This is a genomic window from Metapseudomonas cellulosilytica (assembly GCF_049334135.1).
Classification (GTDB): Bacteria; Pseudomonadota; Gammaproteobacteria; order Pseudomonadales; family Pseudomonadaceae; genus Metapseudomonas.
In genome coordinates this window covers 62,367-85,383 of sequence record NZ_JBHZGN010000020.1, presented here as the reverse complement: position 1 = coordinate 85,383, position 23,017 = coordinate 62,367, and the positions used below count along the sequence as shown (strand labels likewise).

At 65.4% G+C, this 23,017-nt stretch carries 20 protein-coding genes; 15 read left to right on the top strand and 5 right to left on the bottom strand.

Annotation, left to right across the window (positions count from 1 at the left end; genetic code table 11):
* Nucleotides 1-25 precede the first annotated feature (25 nt).
* Nucleotides 26-3,472, bottom strand: a complete 3,447-nt coding sequence (gene mfd, locus ACFW0H_RS22350) for a transcription-repair coupling factor (protein ID WP_422916039.1) — start codon at nucleotides 3,470-3,472, stop codon at nucleotides 26-28.
* Between the two features lie 134 nt (nucleotides 3,473-3,606).
* On the opposite strand from mfd, the gene ACFW0H_RS22345 reads away from it, so the two are divergent.
* From ACFW0H_RS22345 to sthA, 4 genes are all read left to right on the top strand, one after another.
* Entirely contained in the window at nucleotides 3,607-5,073 is a 1,467-nt protein-coding gene (locus ACFW0H_RS22345; RefSeq protein ID WP_422916038.1) for a glyceraldehyde-3-phosphate dehydrogenase, read from the top strand.
* A 237-nt stretch (nucleotides 5,074-5,310) separates the two neighbouring features.
* Nucleotides 5,311-6,708, top strand: coding sequence for an amino acid permease (locus ACFW0H_RS22340; RefSeq protein WP_422916037.1), 1,398 nt, complete (start codon nucleotides 5,311-5,313; stop codon nucleotides 6,706-6,708).
* A gap of 109 nt (nucleotides 6,709-6,817) precedes the next feature.
* A complete protein-coding gene (locus ACFW0H_RS22335) occupies nucleotides 6,818-7,816 on the top strand; it encodes an FAD:protein FMN transferase (protein WP_422916036.1) in 999 nt (332 codons plus the stop codon).
* A 255-nt stretch (nucleotides 7,817-8,071) separates the two neighbouring features.
* The gene (gene sthA / locus ACFW0H_RS22330) at nucleotides 8,072-9,466 is read left to right on the top strand and encodes a Si-specific NAD(P)(+) transhydrogenase (RefSeq protein WP_422916035.1); all 1,395 of its coding nucleotides are present in this window, start codon (nucleotides 8,072-8,074) and stop codon (nucleotides 9,464-9,466) included.
* Between the two features lie 245 nt (nucleotides 9,467-9,711).
* Here sthA and ACFW0H_RS22325 read toward each other — a convergent pair whose 3' ends face one another.
* Genes ACFW0H_RS22325 through ACFW0H_RS22315 form a run of 3 tightly spaced genes read right to left on the bottom strand, consistent with a single transcriptional unit; the run spans nucleotide 9,712 to nucleotide 11,319 of the window.
* Nucleotides 9,712-10,431 (bottom strand): glycerophosphodiester phosphodiesterase, encoded by a 720-nt coding sequence (locus tag ACFW0H_RS22325; protein ID WP_422916034.1) that lies wholly within the window; start codon nucleotides 10,429-10,431, stop codon nucleotides 9,712-9,714.
* Nucleotides 10,428-10,724 carry a phosphodiesterase gene (locus tag ACFW0H_RS22320; protein WP_422916033.1) on the bottom strand — a complete coding sequence of 99 codons (297 nt, stop codon included), beginning with the start codon at nucleotides 10,722-10,724 and terminating at the stop codon, nucleotides 10,428-10,430. Before ACFW0H_RS22320 ends, ACFW0H_RS22325 begins: the two co-directional genes overlap by 4 nt.
* 10 nt (nucleotides 10,725-10,734) lie before the next feature.
* Entirely contained in the window at nucleotides 10,735-11,319 is a 585-nt protein-coding gene (locus tag ACFW0H_RS22315; protein ID WP_422916032.1) for a PilZ domain-containing protein, read from the bottom strand.
* A gap of 169 nt (nucleotides 11,320-11,488) precedes the next feature.
* On the opposite strand from ACFW0H_RS22315, the gene ACFW0H_RS22310 reads away from it, so the two are divergent.
* Genes ACFW0H_RS22310 through ACFW0H_RS22300 form a run of 3 tightly spaced genes read left to right on the top strand, consistent with a single transcriptional unit; the run spans nucleotide 11,489 to nucleotide 14,661 of the window.
* Nucleotides 11,489-12,739 carry a lipoprotein-releasing ABC transporter permease subunit gene (locus tag ACFW0H_RS22310; protein ID WP_422916031.1) on the top strand — a complete coding sequence of 417 codons (1,251 nt, stop codon included), beginning with the start codon at nucleotides 11,489-11,491 and terminating at the stop codon, nucleotides 12,737-12,739.
* Complete coding sequence (lolD, locus tag ACFW0H_RS22305) at nucleotides 12,732-13,415, top strand: lipoprotein-releasing ABC transporter ATP-binding protein LolD (RefSeq protein WP_422916030.1); 684 nt, start codon at nucleotides 12,732-12,734, stop codon at nucleotides 13,413-13,415. The genes ACFW0H_RS22310 and lolD overlap by 8 nt, the downstream gene beginning before the upstream one ends.
* Nucleotide 13,416: 1 nt before the next feature.
* A complete protein-coding gene (locus ACFW0H_RS22300; protein WP_422916029.1) occupies nucleotides 13,417-14,661 on the top strand; it encodes a lipoprotein-releasing ABC transporter permease subunit in 1,245 nt (414 codons plus the stop codon).
* 290 nt (nucleotides 14,662-14,951) lie between these two features.
* Here the strand turns inward: ACFW0H_RS22300 and ACFW0H_RS22295 are convergent, their stop codons facing one another.
* Nucleotides 14,952-15,479, bottom strand: coding sequence for a DUF2062 domain-containing protein (locus ACFW0H_RS22295; protein WP_422916028.1), 528 nt, complete (start codon nucleotides 15,477-15,479; stop codon nucleotides 14,952-14,954).
* Nucleotides 15,480-15,638: 159 nt separating this feature from the next.
* Here ACFW0H_RS22295 and ACFW0H_RS22290 point away from each other — a divergent pair, with 159 nt between their 5' ends.
* The 8 genes from ACFW0H_RS22290 (at nucleotide 15,639) to murB (ending at nucleotide 22,485) form a co-directional block, all read left to right on the top strand.
* The gene (locus ACFW0H_RS22290; protein WP_422916076.1) at nucleotides 15,639-17,864 is read left to right on the top strand and encodes a DNA internalization-related competence protein ComEC/Rec2; all 2,226 of its coding nucleotides are present in this window, start codon (nucleotides 15,639-15,641) and stop codon (nucleotides 17,862-17,864) included.
* A gap of 72 nt (nucleotides 17,865-17,936) precedes the next feature.
* Nucleotides 17,937-18,572: a MotA/TolQ/ExbB proton channel family protein gene (locus tag ACFW0H_RS22285; protein ID WP_422916027.1), complete on the top strand. Its 636-nt coding sequence runs from the start codon at nucleotides 17,937-17,939 to the stop codon at nucleotides 18,570-18,572.
* Nucleotides 18,569-19,015, top strand: a complete 447-nt coding sequence (locus ACFW0H_RS22280; protein WP_422916026.1) for an ExbD/TolR family protein — start codon at nucleotides 18,569-18,571, stop codon at nucleotides 19,013-19,015. The genes ACFW0H_RS22285 and ACFW0H_RS22280 overlap by 4 nt, the downstream gene beginning before the upstream one ends.
* Nucleotides 19,015-20,019 carry a tetraacyldisaccharide 4'-kinase gene (gene lpxK / locus ACFW0H_RS22275; RefSeq protein WP_422916025.1) on the top strand — a complete coding sequence of 335 codons (1,005 nt, stop codon included), beginning with the start codon at nucleotides 19,015-19,017 and terminating at the stop codon, nucleotides 20,017-20,019. Before ACFW0H_RS22280 ends, lpxK begins: the two co-directional genes overlap by 1 nt.
* Before the next feature lie 39 nt (nucleotides 20,020-20,058).
* The gene (locus ACFW0H_RS22270; protein ID WP_377695700.1) at nucleotides 20,059-20,244 is read left to right on the top strand and encodes a Trm112 family protein; all 186 of its coding nucleotides are present in this window, start codon (nucleotides 20,059-20,061) and stop codon (nucleotides 20,242-20,244) included.
* Nucleotides 20,241-21,005: a 3-deoxy-manno-octulosonate cytidylyltransferase gene (gene kdsB / locus ACFW0H_RS22265; RefSeq protein WP_422916024.1), complete on the top strand. Its 765-nt coding sequence runs from the start codon at nucleotides 20,241-20,243 to the stop codon at nucleotides 21,003-21,005. Before ACFW0H_RS22270 ends, kdsB begins: the two co-directional genes overlap by 4 nt.
* Entirely contained in the window at nucleotides 21,005-21,469 is a 465-nt protein-coding gene (locus tag ACFW0H_RS22260; protein WP_422916023.1) for a low molecular weight protein-tyrosine-phosphatase, read from the top strand. The genes kdsB and ACFW0H_RS22260 overlap by 1 nt, the downstream gene beginning before the upstream one ends.
* Nucleotides 21,466-22,485: a UDP-N-acetylmuramate dehydrogenase gene (gene murB / locus ACFW0H_RS22255; RefSeq protein ID WP_422916022.1), complete on the top strand. Its 1,020-nt coding sequence runs from the start codon at nucleotides 21,466-21,468 to the stop codon at nucleotides 22,483-22,485. Before ACFW0H_RS22260 ends, murB begins: the two co-directional genes overlap by 4 nt.
* Nucleotides 22,486-23,017 lie beyond the last annotated feature (532 nt).

The window sequence follows — 23,017 nt, the reverse complement described above, 5'->3', positions numbered from 1 at the left end:
CTTATAGGGGCAATCAGACCGCAGACTACTGCGGGGTCAGGCGTTCGAACAGCGCTTCAAGGGTGTTGAAGCGTTCTTCCGGGCGTTCCATGGGCACCTGGAACTTGAACTGGGTGGCGCCTTCGAACTTATAGCGCTTGGGCTGGCCCTGGATCAGCTTGATCAGCACCAGCGGGTCGACGCAGGTGTCGGCGGCGAATTCGATGCGGCCACCTTGCGGGCCCGCGTCGACTTTCTTGATGCCGAGCTTCTCCGCCTGCAGCTTGAGCAGGGTCAGGCGCACCAGATGCTTGCTGGGCTCGGGCAGCAGGCCGAAGCGGTCGATCATCTCCACCTGCAGTTCCTTCAGGCCGTCCTCGTCGGCGGCCGAGGCGATGCGCTTGTAGAGAATCAGGCGCGCGTGCACATCCGGCAGGTAGTCCTCGGGAATCAGCGCGGGCACGCGCAGGTTGATCTCCGGCCCGCCGCCCAGCGGCTGTTCCAGGTTCGGCTGCTCGCCCTTGCGGATGGCCTTCACCGCCCGTTCGAGCATTTCCATATAGAGGGTGAAGCCGACGGCCTGGATCTGGCCGCTCTGGCCTTCGCCCAGCAGTTCGCCGGCGCCGCGGATTTCCAGGTCGTGGGTGGCCAGCACGAAGCCGGCGCCCAGGTCCTGGGCATTGGCAATGGCCTCCAGGCGCTTCTGCGCGTCGTCGGTCATCTGCTTGCGTGGCGGCGTCAGCAGGTAGGCGTAGGCCTGGTGGTGACTGCGTCCGACCCGGCCGCGCAGCTGGTGCAGCTGGGCCAGGCCGAACTTGTCGGCGCGCTCGATGACGATGGTGTTGGCGCTGGGCACGTCGATGCCGGTCTCGATGATGGTGGACGCCACCAGCACGTTGAAGCGCTTGTGGTAGAAGTCGCTCATCACCTGTTCGAGTTCGCGCTCGCGCATCTGTCCGTGGCCGACGGCGATGCGCGCCTCCGGCACCAGTTCGGCCAGCTCGGCGGCGCATTTCTCGATGGTCGCCACCTCGTTGTGCAGGTAGTAGACCTGGCCGCCGCGTAGCAGCTCGCGGAGCAGGGCTTCCTTGATCGCGGTCTTCTGCCGCTCTATGACGAAGGTCCGCACCGACAGGCGGCGTGCCGGCGGCGTGGCGATGATGGACAGGTCGCGCATGCCCGCCACGGCCATGTTCAGGGTGCGCGGGATCGGCGTGGCGGTGAGGGTGAGGATGTCCACCTCGCTGCGCAGGGACTTCAGTTGTTCCTTCTGGCGCACGCCGAAGCGGTGTTCTTCATCGATGATGGCCAGGCCCAGGTTCTTGAAGCGCACATCGTCCTGCAGCAGCTTGTGGGTGCCGATGATGATGTCGATCTTGCCTTCAGCCAGCTGCTGCGCCGCGCCTTCCACTTCCTTGGCCGACTTGAAGCGGCTCATCACTTCCACGCTCACCGGCCAGTCGGCGAAGCGGTCGCGGAAGCTGTTGTAGTGCTGCTGGGCGAGCAGGGTGGTGGGGACCAGCACGGCGACCTGCTTGCCGCTGTGCACCGCGACGAAGGCGGCGCGCATGGCGACTTCGGTCTTGCCGAAGCCGACGTCGCCGCAGACCAGGCGGTCCATGGGCTTGGGGGTCAGCATGTCGGCCACCACGGCTTCGATGGCGGCCTGCTGGTCGGGGGTCTCCTCGAAGGGGAAGCCGGCGGAGAAGGTGGCGTAATCGGCCTTGGGGTCCTTGAACGCATAGCCTTCGCGGGCGGCGCGGCGGGCATAGACGTCCAACAGTTCGGCGGCAACGTCGCGCACCTGCTCGGCGGCCTTGCGCTTGGCCTTCTGCCAGGTTTCCGAGCCCAGGCGGTGCAGCGGCGCCAGGGCGTCGTCGCTGCCGGTGTAGCGGGCGATCAGGTGCAGGCTGGCCACCGGCACGTAGAGCTTGGCTTCCTCGGCGTATTGCAGGGCGAGGAATTCGGCGGCCTGGCCGTCGATTTCCAGGGTGATCAGGCCCAGGTAGCGACCGACACCGTGGTCGATGTGCACCACGGGCGCGCCCTCGCGCAGCTCGGCGAGGTTCTTGATCACGTTGTCGCCGGCATCGCCACGGCGTTCGCGGCGGCGGCGCTGCATCACGCGTTGGCCGAACAAGGGGCTCTCGGCGATCAGCGCCAGCCCCGGGTCATCCAGCAGCAGGCCTTCGTCCAGGGGGGCGATGGTAATGGCCAGGCGCTCGGAGCTGGTGATGAACGCCGGCCAGCCCTCGACTTCCTGCGGGCGCAGCTTGAGGCGGGCGAGCATTTCCAGCAGCACCTCGCGGCGCCCGGCGGATTCGGCGCTGAACAGCACGCGGCCGGGGAACTCCTCGATGAAGCGGCGCAGGGCGGCCAGGGGTTCGGTGGCCTTGGCCTGGATCGCAAGGTCAGGCAGGGCGCGGGCGGAGAAACGTTCACGGCCGACGCCGGGCTCGATGTCTTCCTGGCTCAGCACCAGGCGCGGCGAGCCCTTGAGGCGGGCGAAGCAATCCTCCACCGGCAGGAACACCTCGACGGGCGGTACCAGGGGGCGTTCGGGATCGACGCGGCGCTCCTCATAGCGGTTGCGCACATCGGTCCAGAACTGCTCGGCGGCCTGCTCGATACCTGGCAGGGAAAACACCTGGGTGTCCGCCGGCAGGTAATCGAAGAGGGTGGCGCTCTGTTCGAAGAACAGCGGCAGGTAGTACTCGATGCCGGCCGGGGTGATGCCGCTGGCCAGGTCCTGATAGATGGGGCAGCGGCGGAAATCGACGTCGAAGCGTTCGCGGAAGCGGCCGCGGAAGTCGGTGACGGCCTTCTTGTCCAGGGGGAACTCGCGGGCCGGCAATAGGCGGATCGATTCCACCTTGTCCACCGAGCGCTGGGTTTCCGGGTCGAAGGTGCGCAGGGTTTCGATCTCGTCATCGAACAGGTCGATGCGGTAGGGCAGGTCGCTGCCCATCGGGAAGAGGTCGATCAATGCGCCGCGTACGGCGAACTCGCCGTGTTCGTAGACGGTATCCACGCAGCGGTAGCCCGCCGCCTCCAGGCGCAGGCGCATCTGCTCCACGTCCAGTTTCTGGCCGACATCCAGCACCAGGCTCGAACCCAGCAGGAAGCGGGTCGGCGCCAGGCGGTGCAAGGCGGTGGTGATGGGCACCACCAGCACGCCGCGCTTGACCCCGGGCAACCGGTAAAGGGTGTCGACGCGCTGGGAAATGATGTCCTGGTGCGGCGAGAACAGGTCGTAGGGCAGGGTTTCCCAGTCGGGAAAGTGCAGGACATCCAGGTCCGGGGCGAAGAAGCCCAGTTCCTGTTCCAGGCGCTCGGCGGTCTGGCTGTCGGCGGTGAGCAGCAGGGTGAAGCGCTTGCCGGCGCTGGCCGCTTCGGCAATCGCCAGGCTCAGGGCGGCACCGGGGAGGTTGCCCCATTGCTGCTTGCCAGCGGCGGAGGGCAGGGGCGGGAGGCGCAATACGGACGCGGGCAAGGGGGGCTCCGGTCAGAAAAATGATCGGCGGATTGTAACTATCCCGACTAGCGGATGTCAGTCTTCAGGCTGCTACTGATTGCCGACGCCTACGCGCGCCGTCATAATGTAGCCCCTTTTTTCATCCCCTACATATGTGGAAGGTACTGCCCGTGACTCAGAAGCCCGACCAGTGTCTCGGTGAATGGATCGATCGTGAAGCCCTCGCGGAAGCCATGATTCCGATGATCGGCCAGCTCTATCGCAACAACAACGTTGTGACTTCGATCTATGGCCGTGGCCTGATCAACCGCTCCGTGATTGCCATCCTCAAGGCCCACCGCTTCGCGCGCCACCGCCTTGCCGACGAGGCCGAGCTGTCGGTCCACGAGACCTTCCCCATCCTCAAGGTCATGAGCGAGCTCAAGCTGGGCGCCGCCTCCGTGGACCTGGGCAAGATGGTCGCCAAGTTCAAGGCCGAAGGTAATGGCCGCAGCATCGAGCAGTTCACCAAGGACGAACTGGCCGACGTGGTCGGCAAGCAGAACGGCGCCCCCCGTGAAGGCACCGACGTCGTCCTCTACGGCTTCGGCCGTATCGGTCGCCTGCTGGCGCGCATCCTGATCGAGAAGACCGGTGGTGGCGACGGCCTGCGCCTGCGCGCCATTGTCGTGCGCAAGGGCGCCGAGAACGACCTGGTCAAGCGTGCCAGCCTGCTGCGCCGCGACTCCGTACACGGCCCGTTCGACGGCACCATCGTCATCGACGAAGAACACAACACCCTGACCGCCAACGGCAACCTGATCCAGGTGATCTACTCCAACGATCCGGCCTCGATCGACTACACCGCCTACGGCATCAAGAACGCCCTGCTGGTGGACAACACCGGCAAGTGGCGCGACGCCGATGGCCTGGGCCAGCACCTGAAGTGCCCGGGTATCGATCGCGTGGTCCTGACCGCTCCGGGCAAGGGCGCGCTGAAGAACATCGTCCACGGCATCAACCATGGCGACATCACCGCTGACGACAAGATCGTCTCCGCGGCTTCCTGCACCACCAACGCCATCGTGCCGGTGCTGAAAGCGGTCAACGACCAGTTCGGCATCATCAACGGCCACGTCGAAACCGTTCACTCGTACACCAACGACCAGAACCTGATCGACAACTTCCACAAGGGCAGCCGCCGCGGCCGCAGCGCTCCGCTGAACATGGTGATCACCGAGACCGGTGCCGCCACCGCCGCCGCCAAGGCCCTGCCGGTGCTGAAAGGCAAGCTGACCGGCAACGCCATCCGCGTACCGACGCCGAACGTCTCCATGGCCATCCTCAACCTGAACCTGGAGAAGGCCACCACCCGCGAAGAGATCAACGAGTACCTGCGCAACGCTGCCATGCACTCGGACCTGCACAAGCAGATCGACTACGTCTCCTCCCAGGAAGTGGTGTCCTCGGACTTCGTCGGTTCCCGCCACGCTGGCGTGGTGGATGCCGAAGCCACCATCTGCAACGACAACCGCGTTGTCCTGTACGTCTGGTACGACAACGAGTTCGGTTACAGCTGCCAGGTGGTTCGTGTGATGGAAGATATGGCAGGGGTGAACCCGCCGGCTTTCCCGCACTAAGAGCCAGTTCACGCTCTGCTGCGCGTCGGAATAACTGCGTTGAAAATGGCTTCGGACTGCTCATTTACAGCTCGTAAACTCCGCGTCCTCAGCCATTTTCGCCTTGTTCTTCTCTAGCTCGCGAGATCGTGAACAGGCTCTACGCTGGTCAACCATGAAAAACGGGAGCTCTCGGGCTCCCGTTTTTCATTTTTGCGTCTGTAATCGGATAACAAGAATCGCTTGGGGATTTCCCAGATGGAAGGACATCACCTTCACCAAGGGCCGCTCAAAAGGGGCCTGAAAAACCGCCACATCCAGCTTATCGCGCTGGGCGGCGCCATTGGTACCGGCCTGTTCCTGGGCTCGGCCGGGGTGCTCAAGTCGGCGGGGCCATCGATGATTCTCGGCTACGCCATTGCCGGTTTCTTCGCTTTCCTGATCATGCGCCAGCTCGGCGAAATGATCGTCGAGGAGCCGGTTGCAGGTTCCTTCAGCCACTTCGCCCACAAGTACTGGGGCGGCTATGCCGGTTTCCTTTCCGGCTGGAACTACTGGGTGCTCTACGTGCTGGTGGGCATGGCCGAGCTGACGGCAGTGGGCAAGTACGTCCAGTTCTGGTGGCCCGAAGTACCCACCTGGGCTTCGGCCGCGGTCTTCTTTGTGCTGATCAACCTGATCAACCTGACCAACGTGAAGGCCTTTGGCGAAGCGGAGTTCTGGTTCGCGCTGATCAAGGTGGTGGCCATCATCGGCATGATCGTCCTCGGTCTCTACCTGCTGATCAGCGGCGAGGGCGGCCCGCAGGCGGCGGTCGACAACCTCTGGAGCCATGGTGGCTTCTTCCCCAATGGCCTTGAAGGCCTGGTGATGGTGCTGGCCATCATCATGTTCTCGTTCGGCGGCCTGGAGCTGGTGGGCATCACCGCCGCCGAGGCCAGCGAGCCGAAGAAGGTGATCCCCAAGGCGATCAATCAGGTGATCTACCGCATCCTGATCTTCTATATCGGCGCACTCAGTGTGCTGCTGATGCTCTACCCCTGGGACAAGCTGCTGGAAACCCTGGGCGCCGCGGGCGACCCCTACAGCGGCAGCCCCTTCGTGCAGATTTTCTCGCTGATCGGCAGCGACGTGGCGGCGCACATTCTCAACTTCGTGGTGCTGACAGCGGCCCTGTCGGTCTACAACAGCGGCGTTTATGCCAACAGCCGGATGCTATACGGCCTGGCGGAGCAGGGCGATGCGCCCAAGGCGCTGATGAAGGTCGACGATCGCGGCGTGCCGGTGCTCGCCATTGGTCTCTCCGCGCTGGTCACCATGCTCTGCGTGGTGGTCAACTACCTGGCGCCGCAGAAGGCCCTGGAGTTGCTGATGGCCCTGGTCGTGGCGGCCCTGGTGATCAACTGGGCGATGATCAGCCTGTCCCACCTGAAGTTCCGCAAGACTCTGCAAGCCCAGGGCATCCAGCCGTTCTTCAAGGCACTCTGGTATCCCCTCGGCAACTACCTCTGCCTGGCGTTCGTTGCGCTGATCCTGGGGGTGATGCTGATGATCCCGGGCATCAACGTGTCGGTCTACGCCATTCCGTTCTGGCTGGGGCTGATCGCCGTCTGCTACTTCTTCAAGCGCTCCGCCCAGCGGGCGACCGCACAGTAACGAGCAGGGGACAGAAAACGGGAGCCAGGTGCTCCCGTTTCCTTTTGTGGCAATGGCCTTCATCGCTTGCGAGGATTCCATGGGCAGTCTGTCGATTTCGAGTCCCGCCATGACCCGGCGGTGGGTGCTCGCGCTTCCGGCCTGCCTGCTGCTGGCCGGCTGCGACGACCGCCTGGAGCAGTTCGGCGGCCCCACCATGGGCAGCAGTTACTCGGTGAAGTACGTGCGCGGCGCCTCCGGTCCCGCGGTGGAACAGGCACGCGGCGAAGTGGAGGGCATCCTCGCCGAGGTCGACCTGCAGATGTCCACCTACCGCGCCGATTCCGTGGTGGAGCGCTTCAACGCGCTGCCGGCCGGCAGCTGCATGGCGTTGCCGGCGCAGATGCTGGAGTTGGTGCGCTTTGCTGGCGAGCTGTCCAGGGAAAGCGGCGGCGCATTCGATATCACCCTTGAACCGCTGCTGAATCTCTGGGGCTTCGGGCCGCAGTCCCGCGGCGACCAGGTGCCTGGCGGCGAAGCCATCGCCGCGGTGATGGCGGATGTGGGGCAGGGACACTTGCGTATGCGCGGACAGGAACTGTGCAAGGATGCGGCGGTGCAACTGGATTTCAACAGCATCGCCGCCGGCTATGCGGTGGATCGCGTCACGGCGCGCCTGGGCGAACTGGGTGTCACCAGCGCCCTGGTGGAGATCACCGGAGAGTTGAAAGCCTTCGGCCGCAAGCCCGATGGCACGCCTTGGCGCATCGCCATCGAAGCCCCGCGGGACGATCGCCAGGTGGCGCAGAAGATCATCCCGTTGGACGGACTGGGTGTCTCCACATCCGGCGACTATCGCAATTACTTTGAAAAGGGTGGCAAGCGATACTCCCACACCCTGGATCCGAAGACGGGGGCGCCCACTAGTCACGCACTCGCGGAGGTCACCGTGGTGGACGAATCGGCGCTGCGGGCGGACGGTCTGTCGACTCTGCTGCTGGTGCTGGGACCGGACAGGGGATTGGCTTACGCGGAAAGCCACGGCATCTCCGCCTTCTTCGTGACCCGTGCGGGAGACGGCTTCGTTACCCGGGAAAGCCGCCGTTTCCGCGAGTTGTTCGAGCGCTGAAGGTGTCGCCGGCAAGCCCTTGTTCTCATTGTTGCGAGCTGGGAAACAGAGCAGGGCTACCATGTAGTGGAATCAACACTCGCCTACGACGCGACCAAGCGCTAATGTGCAGCGCCAAGCGGCTTGGCTAAGCTGCACGCCAGTTCAAGATCCCGCGCGGGATCGCCGAGACAGGTTCCGAATTCCGCGGTGTCGTTAACCGCGGACCTAGCCGGGGGCGCCAGAGGGCGCCCCGGCCCGTTATAAGGAGTAAGCATGGCTGTCTACAACTACGACGTAGTGGTGCTGGGTTCCGGCCCGGCGGGTGAAGGTGCGGCGATGAACGCCGCCAAGGCCGGGCGCAAGGTGGCGGTGGTGGACAACCGTCCTCTGGTCGGCGGCAACTGCACCCACCTGGGCACCATCCCGTCCAAGGCCCTGCGCCACTCGGTACGGCAGATCATGCAGTACAACACCAACCCGCTGTTCCGCCAGATCGGCGAGCCGCGCTGGTTCTCCTTCCCCGATGTGTTGAAGAGCGCCGAGCGGGTGATCTCCAAGCAGGTCGCCTCGCGCACCGGCTTCTACGCGCGCAACCGCGTCGACGTGTTCTTCGGTACCGCCAGCTTCTCCGACGAGCAGACGGTGGAAGTGGTCTGCACCAGCGGTGTGGTGGAAAAACTGGTGGCCAAGCAGATCATCGTCGCCACCGGCTCGCGCCCCTATCGCCCGGCGGACGTCGACTTCCACCATCCGCGCATCTACGACAGCGACACCATCCTCAGCCTGACCCACACGCCGCGCCGCATCATCATCTACGGAGCCGGCGTCATTGGTTCCGAGTACGCCTCGATCTTCAGTGGCCTGGGCGTGCTGGTGGACCTGATCGACAACCGTGATCAGCTGCTCAGCTTCCTCGACGACGAAATCTCCGACGCCCTCAGCTACCACCTGCGCAACAACAACGTGCTGATTCGCCACAACGAGGAGTACGAGCGCATCGAGGGTCTGGAGAATGGGGTGATCCTGCACCTCAAGTCCGGCAAGAAGATCAAGGCCGACTGCCTGCTGTGGTGTAACGGCCGTACCGGCAACACCGACAAGCTGGGCCTGGAAAATATCGGCATCACGGTCAACAGCCGCGGCCAGATCAACGTCGACCAGTACTACCGCACCGAAGTCAGCAACATTTTCGCCGCCGGCGATGTGATCGGCTGGCCGAGCCTGGCCAGTGCGGCTGCTGACCAGGGCCGCTCCGCCGCTGGCAGTGCAGTGGAGAATGACAGCTGGCGCTTCGTCGATGACGTGCCGACCGGCATCTACACCATTCCGGAGATCAGCTCCATCGGTAAGACCGAGAAGGAACTGACCCAGGCGAAGATCCCCTACGAGGTGGGTAAGGCCTTCTTCAAGGGCATGGCCCGTGCGCAGATCTCCCACGAGCCGGTGGGCATGCTGAAGATCCTCTTCCACCGCGAAACCCTGGAAATCCTTGGCGTGCACTGCTTCGGCTACCAGGCCTCGGAGATCGTGCACATCGGCCAGGCAATCATGAACCAGAAGGGCGAGGCGAATACCATCAAGTACTTCGTCAACACCACCTTCAACTACCCGACCATGGCGGAAGCCTACCGGGTCGCCGCGTTCGATGGCCTCAACCGGCTTTTTTGAGCGGCACCGGCCGGGCGCCTGAACCGGCCGGGGAGGACCCTCTCGGTGATCCGCGCCTGTGGCGCTGGCCGAACCGGGAGAGCTTCTGATCAGGCAACGCGATGAAAAAACCGGCCCTTGCGGCCGGTTTTTCTTTGCCCTGCCGAGGACGATGGTGGAAAGAAAAGCGCTATCCACCCTACAAGGTGCTCGGAACTTCGTAGGGTGGAAATCCACAAAGTGGATTTCCACCTTCAGCGCCATGGTCAGCGCTGCAGGGTATTCGCCGCCAGGCCTGGGAAGTCGGTGATGATGCTGTCCACGCCGAAGTCGGCGAGCCGGCGCATCAGGGCCGGCTCGTTCACCGTCCACACCGACACGTGCAGTCCTTCCTTCTGTGCCCGCAGCAGGCGTTCCGGCGTGCACAGCGTCCAGTTCAGTGCCAGCAGGTTGCAGCCGTGGTGCTTGGCGACCTTCAGCGGATCGAGCCAGGCGTACTCCGCCACCAGGCCACGAGACAGCTTCGGCGTCAGCCGGTTCAGCGCACGCAGTACCTCCCGCGAGCTGGAGGTGACGGTGACCTTGTCCATCAGGCCATGGCGTTCGACCAGTTCCTGGATCGCCAGGACGGTACGTGCGGCGCGCACCCGCGATGCGCTCTTCACTTCCAGCTGCCAGTGCTCGAAATCGCAGTGTTCGAACAGGGTCGACAGGCGGGGAATGGGGCAGGGCTGGTGCCAGCCCGGGCCGCCCAGGCGTGCGTCATAGGTCACCAGTTCCTCGGCATCGTGCTCCACGACCTTGCCGCGCCGGCCGGTGGTGCGCTTCAGGCTGGGGTCGTGGATGACCATCAGCTCGCCGTCGCGGGACAGGTGCAGGTCCAGCTCGCAACGCTTCACGTCATGTGACAGGCATTGCCGGAAGCTGGCCAGGGTATTTTCCGGGCATTCGCCCTTTGCGCCTCGATGGCCGTAGATCAGGGTCACTTGTATTCCCTTGGTGCTCTGGGTTGGTGGTTGCGGACGCTGTCGACGACCCGTCCGCTTTCGAAATAAACCGAGAAATCGCGGTAGTCCCAGCGGCTGATGGGCGGCTTGCCCACCGCGGGATGTTCCTTGTCGGGGAGGCCGAAGCGCTCCAGCACGGCGCGCTGGCTATCGCCCCGGGCCGGCAATGCAAGGCCCTGGTCGCCTTGGGTGCCAACCGGGATAGAGAGGGTTTCAGCACCGATAGGCAGCGCGAGGAGGAGGCAGGCCAGCAGCAGGCCGGGGCGCATCATGCATGGGGTCTCAGCTGGTAGGGGAAGAACGTTCGCGGGCCAGGCGTCGCTGCTGGGCCTGCTTCTGCAGGATGTGCCGTGCCAGCAATTGGCGCTGGGCATCGGTCAGGGATTCGAATTCGGTGCCGATGTCGAACTGGCCGTCCTCGCGCAGCTGGTTGTGGACCACCACGGCATGCAGCGCGAGGCCAAGGGCCTGGGGCATCAGCACCATCCTGATCGCCAGCTGGCTGCCCGGCTCGATGGGGTGCGGGCTACCGAAGGCGATGCCGCCTTCGGACAGGGTCACCTGACGGGCCGGACCAATGTCGCGCAGCAGGCTCTGGGCCAGAGCCTGGCCGAGCAGGTCGATGCGCTTGTTGATGACCTTCAGGTAGCTGGCCAGGGTGCGATCACGTTCGTGGATGTGCCGCAACAGGTGCTGGGATTCGAAGTCCATCAGGTGCAGTTCGCTGAGCAGGCCGAACAGCCGGGAAGGGCTGTCGATGCTGCTTTCATCAGCTGTTTCGCCCTGTTTCAGCGGGTGAATTTCCAGTGCGATCGAGTCTTCGATGCGGTAGTATTCGCGGCGGTCATCCGCGTCTCGTGTCGACATGGCGAACCCATGGCAGCAGTGGTTGTCGAAGAGCTGTTCCGTATCTCGCGAGCCCGTTTGCAGCGCCGCATGGCTTTGCTGCAGATCATGAACGGAATTTGAGTGTAAACGCTGCTCGCCAAGCCTCGCCACAAGGACGTCCCTTCTTTCGCCAGCGAACTCCATTTCCATGTTCAGACCGCTGTCCCTGTACATAGGCGCCCGCTACACGCGCGCCAAGCGCCGCAGCTACTTCGTCTCCTTCATTTCCCTGACATCGATGATCGGCCTCGCCCTGGGCGTGCTGGTGATGATCCTGGTGCTGTCGGTCATGAATGGCTTCGACCATGAGATGCGTACCCGTGTCCTGGGCATGGTGCCTCACGCCACGGTGGAATCCGCAGTCCCCATCAACGACTGGCGCAAGCTGGCCCAAGGCGTGGCGCGCCATGCCCAGGTGCAGGCCGTGGCGCCCTATACCCAGGTCCAGGGCCTGCTGACCGCCGACGGCAAGGTGCAGAAGGTGCTGGTCAATGCGGTGGACCCGGTGGAAGAGGCCAAGGTCTCCATCATTGGCGCCTTCTTCCGCGAAGGCAGCCTGGCGGACCTCAAGGCCGGCGAGTTCGGCATCGTCATCGGCGACCGTGCGGCCAGCAAGCTCGGCGTCGGCCTGGGTGACAAGGTGACCTTCGTGCTGCCGGAGGTGGCCGTGACCCCGGCCGGCGTATTCCCGCGCATGAAGCGCTTCACCGTCGTCGGCATCTTCCATGTCGGCGCCGGCGAACTGGATGGCTACCTCGCCATCGGCAACCTGTCCGACGTCGCCCGCCTCAAGCGCTGGCAGCCAAACCAGGTGCAGGGCCTGCGCCTGAAGCTGAATGACCTGTTCCAGGCGCCCCAGGTGGCCTGGCAGATCGCCGGCGAGCTCAAGGGCGAGGATTTCTACGCCCGCGACTGGACCCGCACCCACGGCAACCTCTACCAGGCGATCAAGATGGAAAAGGCCATGATCGGCCTGCTGCTGCTGCTGATCGTGGCCGTGGCCGCCTTCAACATCATCTCCACTCTGGTGATGGTGGTGACCGACAAGCGTGGTGACATCGCCATCCTCCGTACCCTGGGCGCCACGCCGAAACAGATCATGGGCATCTTCATGGTCCAGGGCACGGTGATCGGCGTGGTCGGCACCCTGATCGGCGGCGTGCTGGGCATCCTCGCCGCGCTCAATGTGAGCGACGCCATCGCGCTGCTGGAGCGCGTCCTGGGGCACAAGTTCCTCAATGCCGATGTCTATTTCATCGACTACCTGCCGTCCCAGCTGATGGCCGAGGACGTGGTGCTGGTCTGTTCGGCCGCGCTGGTCCTGAGCTTCCTCGCCACCCTATATCCCGCCTGGCGTGCCTCGCGCACCCAGCCAGCAGAGGCTTTGCGCTATGAGTAACAAGGCAGTCCTGAGTTGCCGCAACCTGAGCAAGAGCTACGAGGAAGGTCCGCAGACCGTCGAAGTGCTGTCCAGCGTCGAGCTGGAGCTGCATCCGGGCGAGCGGGTGGCCATTGTCGGCAGCTCGGGCTCCGGCAAGAGCACCCTGCTGAACATGCTGGGCGGCCTGGACACCCCGAGCAAGGGCAGCGTCTGGCTGGCCGGGGAGGAATTGTCCGCCCTCAGCGAGACTGCCCGTGGCCTGCTGCGCAACCGCGCCCTGGGTTTCGTCTACCAGTTCCACCACTTGCTGCCCGAGTTCACCGCCCTGGAGAACGTCTGCATGCCGCTGCTGATCGGCCGCACCGCCATCGGCGAAGCGCGCCAGCGCGCCATCGCGCTGCTGGAGCGTGTGGGCCTGGGCCATCGGCTGTCGCACAAACCGGCGGAACTGTCCGGCGGCGAGCGCCAGCGCGTCGCCATCGCCCGTGCCCTGGTCAACAACCCGGCCCTGGTGCTGCTCGACGAGCCCACCGGCAACCTCGACCAGCACACCGCCCACGGCATCCAGGAACTGATGCTGGAGCTCAGCGGCTCCTTGCGCACCGCCTTCCTGGTGGTGACCCACGACCCGCAGCTGGCTGGCCAGATGGACCGCGTGCTGCGCCTGGAAGAAGGCCGACTGGTGGCTGCCTGAGATGTTCAGACCTCTCCCGATCTTCATCGGCACGCGCTATACCCGCGCCAAGCGCCGCAACCACTACATTTCCTTCATCTCGCTGACCTCGATGATCGGCCTGGCCCTGGGTGTGCTGGCCATGATCGTGGTGCTCTCGGTGATGAACGGCTTCCAGAAGGAAATGCGCTCGCGCATCCTCGGCATGGTGTCCCATGCCACCTTGAGCGCGGAGCAGCCCCTGGATGACTGGCGCCGGGTAGCCGATGCCGCCATGAAGCATCCGGAGGTGGTGGGCGCGGTGCCCTTTGCCGAGCTGGAAGGGATGCTGTCCCACCGGGGCATGATGCAGCCGGTGCAGATCAATGGCATCGACCCGACGGAAGAGACCAGGGTTTCCATCATCGGCAAGCACATGGTGCAGGGCGATCTGGCTGCCCTGAAGCCGGGCGAGTCCGGCATCGTCATCGGCGAGATCACCGCGCGGCGCTTCCGCCTCAATGTCGGTGACAAGCTGACCCTGATCGTTCCCGAGGTGAGCAGTGCGCCGGGCGGCATCACCCCGCGCATGCAGCGCCTGAATGTGGTGGGTGTGTTCAAGGTGGGTGCCGAACTGGACAGCTCCCTGGCGCTGATCAACATTGCCGACGCCTCCGCGATCCAGCGCCTGAAAGAAGGCCAGGTGCAGAGCGTGCGAATCGCCCTGAAGGACCTTTACCAGGCGCCGGAGGTGTCGCGAGAGATCGCCGCCGAACTCGGCCAGGGCTATCGCGCCGAGGACTGGACCCACACCCAGGGCAGTCTGTTCAGTGCGATGAAGATGGAGAAGACCATGATCGGCCTGCTGCTGCTGCTGATCGTCGCGGTCGCCGCCTTCAACATCATCGCCACTCTCATAATGGTGGTCGCCGACAAGCGCGCGGACATCGCCATCCTCCGTACCCTGGGCGCCACACCACGGCAGATCATGGCCGTGTTCATGGTCCAGGGCAGCGTGATCGGCACCATCGGCACCCTGCTGGGCACCGTGCTGGGCGTCATCACGGCGCTCAACGTCAGCCAGTGGATTGCCGCCCTGGAGCGCGCCAGCGGCCGGCAGATCTTCAGCTCCGACGTCTATTTCGTCAGCTACCTGCCGTCCGAGCTGCAGGTGGGCGATGTGCTGCTGATCTGCTTCGCGGCGCTGTTGCTGAGCTTCCTCGCCACGCTCTATCCGGCGTGGCGCGCGGCCCAGACCCAGCCCGCCGAAGCACTGCGCTACGAGTGAGGGGTAGGGCTCCAATGAAAAACGCCGCATCGAATGCGGCGTTTTTTCATTTGAACTTGGGGAATCGTGAGGACGGTCATGGGTAACCTGGAGCGACGGAGCTGATCAGGTAGGGTGCGCCGTGCGCACCAAGGGTTGAGCGAGGCGCAGGGGCTGATCCCGCGATCGGTGCGCATGGCGCACCCTACGGTGGGGCAAGTGCCGGAATTGTGCCGCAGGTGCGTAGGTAGGCCCCGCCCCCTTATAGGGGGCAAAAGCAAGTCCAGGTTCTTCGGACGTGGATGTTCACTTCAGCGGCTGGCTTCCCGCCGCGCCTTCTGGCGCTTGCGCCAGCTGTGGCCGACCCACCAGCGCCAGTAGAGCATGGTCAGCATGTAGGCCAGGGCGCCCACCAGCACGCCGCAGACCAGCGAGCCTAGGAGAAAGGGCTGCCAGAGGGTGGAAAGTTCCTGGGTGATCCATTCCCAGGTCAGTTCGTCGGGTAGGGGCCGTGGAGAAATCTGCAAGATCCACGCGCCCATCTTGTAGGTGCAGTAGAACACCGGCGGCATGGTGATCGGGTTGGTCAGCCAGACCAGGCCGACCGAGATCGGCAGGTTGGCGCGGACCATAATGGCGAGGGCGGCGGCCAGCAGCATCTGCATGGGAATGGGCACGAAGGCGGCGAACAGGCCCATGGCCATTGCGCGGGCGACCGAATGGCGATTGAGGTGCCAGAGGTTCGGGTCATGGATCAGTTTGCCGAGAAAACGCAGGGACTTGTGTTCCCTGATGGTGTCCGGATTCGGCATGTAGCGTTTGAAGATGCGACGCGGCATGGACTGTCTCTGGCGGACGATAGCGCCGGGTATTATGCACACATGAAAATGACATCGCCGGGTCACTTTGTGTCGGCGGATTAACGGGAGGTGTCGGCCAGGACGGCCGATCGGGCGCGGAACAGCGACCCGCTCCCAGGGACGGGGATCGGAATGCCCATGCTATCTGGCTTGTCCGCACTGGCGGCGGGCCTTCTTCTATTACGCTGGATGCCGGCCTTGCCACCGGTCTGGTGGCTGACTGTCCAGCTGATTCTCGGGTTCCTGCTGCTCACAGGGCGCACCTGGCGCCTGGGCCTTTTCCTGATCGGCCTCGGCTGGGCCTGCCTGAGCGCCCAGTGGGCGCTGGACGACCGGCTGGACCCGGAGCTGGACGGCCAGGTCCGCTGGCTGGAGGGCAGGGTAGTGGGGCTGCCGGCCTCGGCCGGTGGCGTGATCCGCTTCGAGCTGGAGGACCTTGCCGCCCGGCGTGGACCGCTGCCGACGCGCCTGCGCCTGTCGTGGCGCGACGGCCCGCCGATCCTCGCCGGCGAGCGCTGGCGCCTCGCGGTCAGGCTCAAGCAGCCGCAGGGCCTGGTCAATCCGGCCACCTTCGATTACGAGGCCTGGCTGCTGGCGCGGCGGATAGGCGCGACCGGGTCGGTGAAGGCCGGGGAGCGCCTGCAGCCGGCCACGGGGTTTGCCGCCTGGCGCGACGGCCTGCGCCAGCGCTTATTGCAGGTGGAGGCCCATGGCCGCGCGGGAGGGCTCGCCGCACTGGTGCTGGGAGACGGTTCCGGGCTGCAGGAGCGGGACTGGCGTCTGTTGCAGGACACCGGCACCACCCACCTGATGGTGATCTCCGGCCAGCACATCACGCTGTTCGCCGGCGTGCTCTACGGCCTGGTGGCCGCCCTGGCGCGTTTCGGCTTCTGGCCACGGCGCCTGCCCTGGCTGCCCTGTGCCTGCGCCCTGGCGTTCGCCGGTGGCCTGGGCTACGGGATGCTGGCGGGGTTCGATGTGCCGGTGCGGCGTGCCTGCGTGATGATTGCCGTGGTGCTGCTCTGGCGCCTGCGCTTTCGCCATCTCGGCTTCTTCCTGCCCTTGCTCGTCGCGCTCTGCGCCGTGTCGCTGGCCGAGCCGCTGGTGGTGTTGCAGCCGGGCTTCTGGCTGTCATTCGGTGCGGTCGGGCTGCTGATCCTGACCTTTGCCGGTCGCCTGGGCGCCTGGCGCTGGTGGTGGACCTGGTGGCGCGCCCAGTGGGTGATGGGACTGGGATTGATGCCGTTGCTGTTGGCGCTGGCCTTGCCGATCAGCCTAAGCGGCCCCCTGGCCAACCTGCTGGCGGTGCCTTGGGTCAGCCTGGTCGTGCTGCCGCTCGGCCTGCTGGGTACCTTGTCGCTTCCGGTTCCCCTGGTGGGCGAAACCCTGCTCTGGCTGGGTGGTGGCGCCTTGGAGCTACTGTTCCAGGTGCTGGACTGGGCGGCGGCCCGCTTGCCGGCCTGGATACCTGCGCAAGTGCCTCCCTGGGCCTGGTTGCTGGGTGCCCTGGGAACCTTGCTGGTCATCGCACCGGCCGGCCTGCCGCTGCGCGCCCTCGGCCTGGCATTGTTGCTGCCGATGCTGTTCCCGCCGTTGGAGCGCCCCTCGCCCGGCCAGGCGGAAGTCCGCGTGCTGGATGTGGGGCAGGGGCTGGCGGTGCTGGTCCGCACGCGTGAGCATGCGCTGCTCTACGACGCCGGGCCGCGCCAGGGCGACTTCGATATCGGTGCACGGGTGGTGGTGCCGGTCCTGCGCGGCCTGGGGGTGACGCGGCTGGACTTGATGCTGATCAGCCATGCCCACGCCGATCACGCCGGCGGCGCCCTGGCGGTCAGTCAGGGGCTGGCCGTCGACCGGGTAATCAGTGGCGAATCCGACAGCCTGCCGGGCGCACTGGGCGCGGCACCCTGCGCGGCTGGGGATGCCTGGACCTGGGATGGGGTGAAGTTCCTCATCTGGCACCGACCCTGGACCGGCGACAGCAACGAGAGCTCCTGTGTGCTGGCCGTCGAGGCCAATGGGGAACGTATCCTGCTCAGCGGCGACCTGGGCTCCCGTGGCGAAGCGGCCTGGATCGCCAGTGGCCAGCCGCTGGCGGCACGCTGGCTGGTCGCGGGTCACCATGGCAGCCGCACCTCCACCAGCGGCTTCTTCCTCCGTGCCGTGGCGCCGCAGAAGGTATTGATATCGCGCGGCCACCAGAATGCTTTCGGGCATCCCCACCCGTTGGTCGTTTCACGTGTTCGCGCGTTGCCGGCGGAGATTCACGATACGGCCCTGGAGGGGGCCTTGCTGGTGCGTCTCGGCGCCCATGGGGAGGTTGAAAAAGAACGGGAAAACTCCGTGTTCTGGAGGGAAAAATGAGAACCGGGCCGGTCGGCGAGCGCCCGACCCTGTGCTAGAGTGGCGCCACTTTTTTGAAGGGGATTTCCTACCGTGTGGGAGTTGGTCAAAGCCGGTGGCTGGATGATGCTGCCGATCATTCTGTGTTCCATCGCCGCCACTGCGATCATTGCCGAACGCCTCTGGACCCTGCGCATCAGCCGGGTTTCGCCACCGCACCTGCTGGGTCAGGTCTGGCGTCAGATCAAGGACAAGCAGCTGAGCAGCCAGAAGCTCAAGGAGCTGCGTGCTTCGTCGCCCCTGGGCGAGGTGCTTGCCGCCGGCCTGGCCAACTCCAAGCATGGCCGCGAGATCATGAAGGAATGCATCGAGGAGGCCGCCAGCCGGGTCATCCACGAACTGGAGCGTTACCTCAATGCCCTGGGCACCATCGCTGCCATGGCGCCGTTGCTGGGCCTGCTGGGCACCGTGTTCGGCATGATCGACATCTTCGGCGGCTTCATGGAAAACGGCATGGCCAACGCGCCGATCCTGGCCGGCGGTATTGCCAAGGCCCTGGTCACCACTGCCGCTGGCCTGATCGTGGCCATTCCGGCGGTGTTCTTCCATCGCTACCTGCTGCGTCGCGTCGACGAGTTGGTGGTGGCCATGGAGCAGGAGGCGATCAAACTGGTGGAAGTGGTCCAGGGTGATCGTGAAGTCGACTTCGTAGAGGAAGGCAAAGCGTGAAGTTCCGCCGCCGGGCGGGCAATGTCGCCCGCGAAGAGGTGTTCCTCAACCTCACCTCGTTGATCGACGTGATCTTCGTGCTGCTGCTGTTCTTCGTGGTGACCACCACTTTCAGCAAGCCCAACCAGCTGAAGATCGAGCTGCCCGAGGCCGTGAGCGGCACCCCGCCCGAGGAAACCCAGCTCAAGACCCTGGAGCTCGCCATCGCTGCCGATGGCCAGTATTCGCTCAATGGCCAGAACCTGGTGAAAAGCGACCTGGCGACCCTGATCACCGCCATGGGCCGCGAGTCGGAAGGCGATAACAGCCTGCCGCTGGTCATCACCGCCGATGCCCGCACCACCCACCAGTCGGTGGTCACCGCCATGGATGCTGCCGGCAAGCTGGGCTTCAGCCATCTGCGCATGACGACCGTCGAGGCCGACGCGGCCAAGCAACCCTGATGGCCTTTTCCGACCGCCTGCTGGACGCCTGGTACCGGGGCCACCCGGCCCTCGGCCTGCTGGCGCCGCTGGAGTGGCTCTACCGGCGGGTCGCCGAGCGCAAGCGCGCGGCCTTCCTGGCGGGGCAGGGCAACAGCTTCCGCCCGCCGGTTCCCCTGATCGTGGTCGGCAATATCACCGTCGGCGGCACCGGCAAGACACCCATGATCCTCTGGCTGATCGAGCACTGCCGTGCGCGTGGATTGCGCGTGGGCGTGGTCAGCCGCGGCTATGGCGCCAAGCCACCACAACTGCCCTGGCGCGTGCGCGCGGAGCAGGGGGCGGAGCAGGCCGGTGACGAGCCGCTGCTGATCGTGCAGCGCAGCGGCGTGCCGCTGATGATCGACCCGGACCGTTCCCGCGCGGTGCAGGCCCTGCTGGCACAGGAGCAGCTGGACCTGATCCTCAGCGACGATGGCCTGCAGCATTACCGCATGGCGCGTGACCTGGAACTGGTGCTGATCGACGCTGCCCGCGGCCTGGGCAATCGCCGCTGCCTGCCGGCCGGCCCGCTGCGCGAGCCGCCGGAGCGCCTGGACGAGGTGGATGCGGTGTTACGCAATGGCGCTGAGTCCGATTCCGCCGAAGGCTTCGCGTTCACCCTGCGACCGAGCGTGCTGGTCAATCTGCAGAGCGGCGAGCGCGTTGGCTTGCACCGCTTCCCGGCGGGTCAGGAGGTCCATGCGGTGGCCGGCATCGGCAACCCCCAGCGTTTCTTCAGAACCCTGGAGGCGCTAAACTGGCGGCCGATTCCGCACCCCTTCGCCGATCACGCGGTCTATGGCCGGGAGGCCCTCAGCTTCACGCCGCCGCTGCCCGTGGTCATGACCGAGAAGGACGCGGTGAAGTGCCGGGCCTTCGCGGCCGCTGACTGGTGGTACCTGGCGGTGGACGCCGTGCCGTCGTCGGCCTTCGTCACCTGGTTCGACGGGCAGCTGGCCCGCCTGCTGCCTGACCACTTCTAACCTAACGTGGCCTCCGGGCCGACGTCCCAAGGATTTCCCATGGACCCGAAACTCCTCGATATTCTCGCCTGTCCCCTGTGCAAGGGCCCGCTGAAACTGGCCGATGACAAGAGCGAACTGATCTGCCGGGCCGATGCCCTGGCCTTCCCGGTGCGCGACGGCATCCCGGTGATGCTCGAAGGCGAGGCCCGTACCCTGAATGTCGACGAGCGTCTGGACAAATGACCCAGGCCTTCACCGTCGTCATTCCCGCCCGCTTCGCCTCCACCCGCCTGCCGGGCAAGCCGCTGCAGGACATCGCCGGCAAGCCGATGATCCAGCACGTCTGGGAGCAGGCGCGCCGCAGCTCCGCCGAGCGTGTGGTGGTGGCCACTGACGATGCGCGCATTGTCGAAGCCTGCCAGGCTTTCGGCGCGGAGGTGCTGCTGACTCGCGCCGACCATAATTCCGGTACCGACCGGCTGGCCGAGGTGGCCAGCCAGTTGGGCCTGGCCAGCGACGCCATCGTGGTCAACGTGCAGGGCGATGAGCCGCTGATCCCGCCGGCCATCATCGACCAGGTGGCGGCGAATCTTGCGGCTCACCCGGAAGCCGGCATCGCCACCCTGGCCGAGCCGATCGGCGACGTCCAGGCGCTGTTCAACCCCAACGTGGTGAAAGTGTCCGCCGACCGGAGCGGCCTGGCCCTGACCTTCAGCCGCGCGCCGTTGCCCTGGGCCCGCGATGCCTTTGCCGCCAGCCGCGATCAACTGCCGGTGGACGTGCCCTATCGCCGCCATATCGGCATCTATGCCTACCGCGCCGGCTTTCTCCATGATTTCGTCGCCTGGGGACCGTGCTGGCTGGAGAACACCGAGTGCCTGGAGCAGCTGCGGGCGCTCTGGCATGGGGTACGCATCCATGTGGCCGACGCCCAGGAAGCGCCTCCCGCCGGTGTCGATACCCCGGAAGATCTCGAGCGCGTCCGGCGCCTGCTGGGGGCCTGATGCGCGTTCTTTTCGTTTGTCTCGGCAATATCTGCCGTTCGCCGACTGCTGAAGGTGTGCTGCGGCACAAGCTGCGTGAAGCGGGCCTGGACGGGCAGGTGCAGGTGGATTCCGCCGGCACCGGTGACTGGCACGTGGGCAAGGCCCCGGATGCCCGCACCCGCGTGGCCGCCCAGCGCCGTGGCTATGACCTTTCGCAACTGCGGGCGCGCCAGGTGGCCGTCGACGACTTTGGTCACTTCGATCTGATTCTGGCGATGGACGAGAGCAATCTGGCCAACCTGCGTCGGCTGCGTCCCTCCGCGGCTGCCTCGGAACTGGACCTGTTCCTGCGCCGCTACCAGTTGGCCCTGGATGAAGTGCCCGACCCGTATTACGGCGGCGAAGAGGGTTTCGAGGCGGTGCTCGACCTGGTGGAGCAGGCCTGCGACGCGCTGATCCTGGAAATAAAGGGGCGCCTGTGAGTCTGGTCCTGCAGGAAAACCTGTCCCTCAAGCCCTACAACACCTTCGGCGTGGACGTGAAGGCGCGGCTGTTCGCCGAAGCCCATGATGATGTCCAGGTGCGCGAGGCGCTTGCCCTGGCCGCCGATCGCAGCCTGCCGCTGCTGGTGATAGGCGGTGGCAGCAACCTGCTGCTGACCCGCGATGTAGAGGCCCTGGTGCTGCGCATGGCCAGCCGCGGTATTCGCCTGCTGGCCGACGATGGCGAGAAGGTCGTGCTCGAGGCCGAAGCGGGCGAGCCCTGGCATCCCTTGGTGCTCTGGACCCTGGAGCAGGGACTGGGCGGCCTGGAAAACCTCAGCCTGATCCCCGGCACCGTGGGTGCCGCGCCCATGCAGAACATCGGTGCCTATGGTGTCGAGCTCAAGGACGTGTTCGCGGGACTTACCGCGCTCGACCGGCAAACCGGCGAGCTGCGCGAGTTCGGCCTGGAGGACTGCCAGTTCGCCTATCGCGACAGCTTGTTCAAGCGCGAAGCCGGTCGCTGGCTGATCCTGCGGGTGCGCTTCAATCTCAGCCGCGCCGCGCAGCTGCATCTGGACTATGGCCCAGTGCGTCAGCGTCTGCGCGACGAAGGTATCGAGACGCCTACGCCAAAGGACGTCAGCCGCGCCGTCTGCGCCATTCGCAGCGAGAAGCTGCCGGACCCGATGGAGCTGGGCAATGCCGGCAGCTTCTTCAAGAATCCGCTCGTCAGTGGCGAGCAGGCCGAACGGCTGAAGGCCGCGCACCCCGACCTGGTGGCTTACCCGCAGGGCGACGGCCTGGTGAAACTGGCGGCGGGCTGGCTGATCGAGCGCGCCGGCTGGAAGGGTTTCCGTGATGGCGATGCGGGTGTGCATCGGCTGCAGGCCCTGGTGTTGGTGAACTACGGCGCCGCCACCGGCAGCCAGCTCCATGCGCTGGCCCAGCGCATTCGTGCGGATATCGTGGCGAAGTTCGGGGTGGAGCTGGAGATGGAGCCGAATCTGATCTGAGGCTTCGGCGGAAATGAAGAACCGGCCGCTTGGCCGGTTTTTTCATGGTCAGGAATGCCGGATTGGCAATCTGGCGTAAGGGAGGGGCGTTCAGCTCGTTGCCGAGCGGGCTTCGGGTCTCTGTTTCGCCCTCCCGGGCGAGTCCCTTTTTCAAACGACGGATGGCCGCCCCCAAAAAAGGAACCAAAAGGCTTGCCCCTGCATCCGGCCCGGCTTCGCCGGGTGCCCGCGCTCCATCGTTGCGCCGGGGGGCCCGGCGTGAGGGGCCATCCCTGGCCCCGCACGCCTCTCGCGGCATCCATGCCGCTCGTCCCCCTCTGCAACGATTCCGCTCGGCCTCCTGAAGGGGCGAAGTCGCCGCCCCACCGCTTTTACTCGGTGGCTTCAGGATCGCTGTGCACTCGCCGACGCGGGTCACCCCTCTACCTCTGGGAGAGGGGCCGGGGGTGAGGGAAGCGCCCAGCTGCGCGGTGCCACTCAAGGGCACTCATACAAATCTGCCAATCCTCTATCCAGCAAACGACCACAAAAA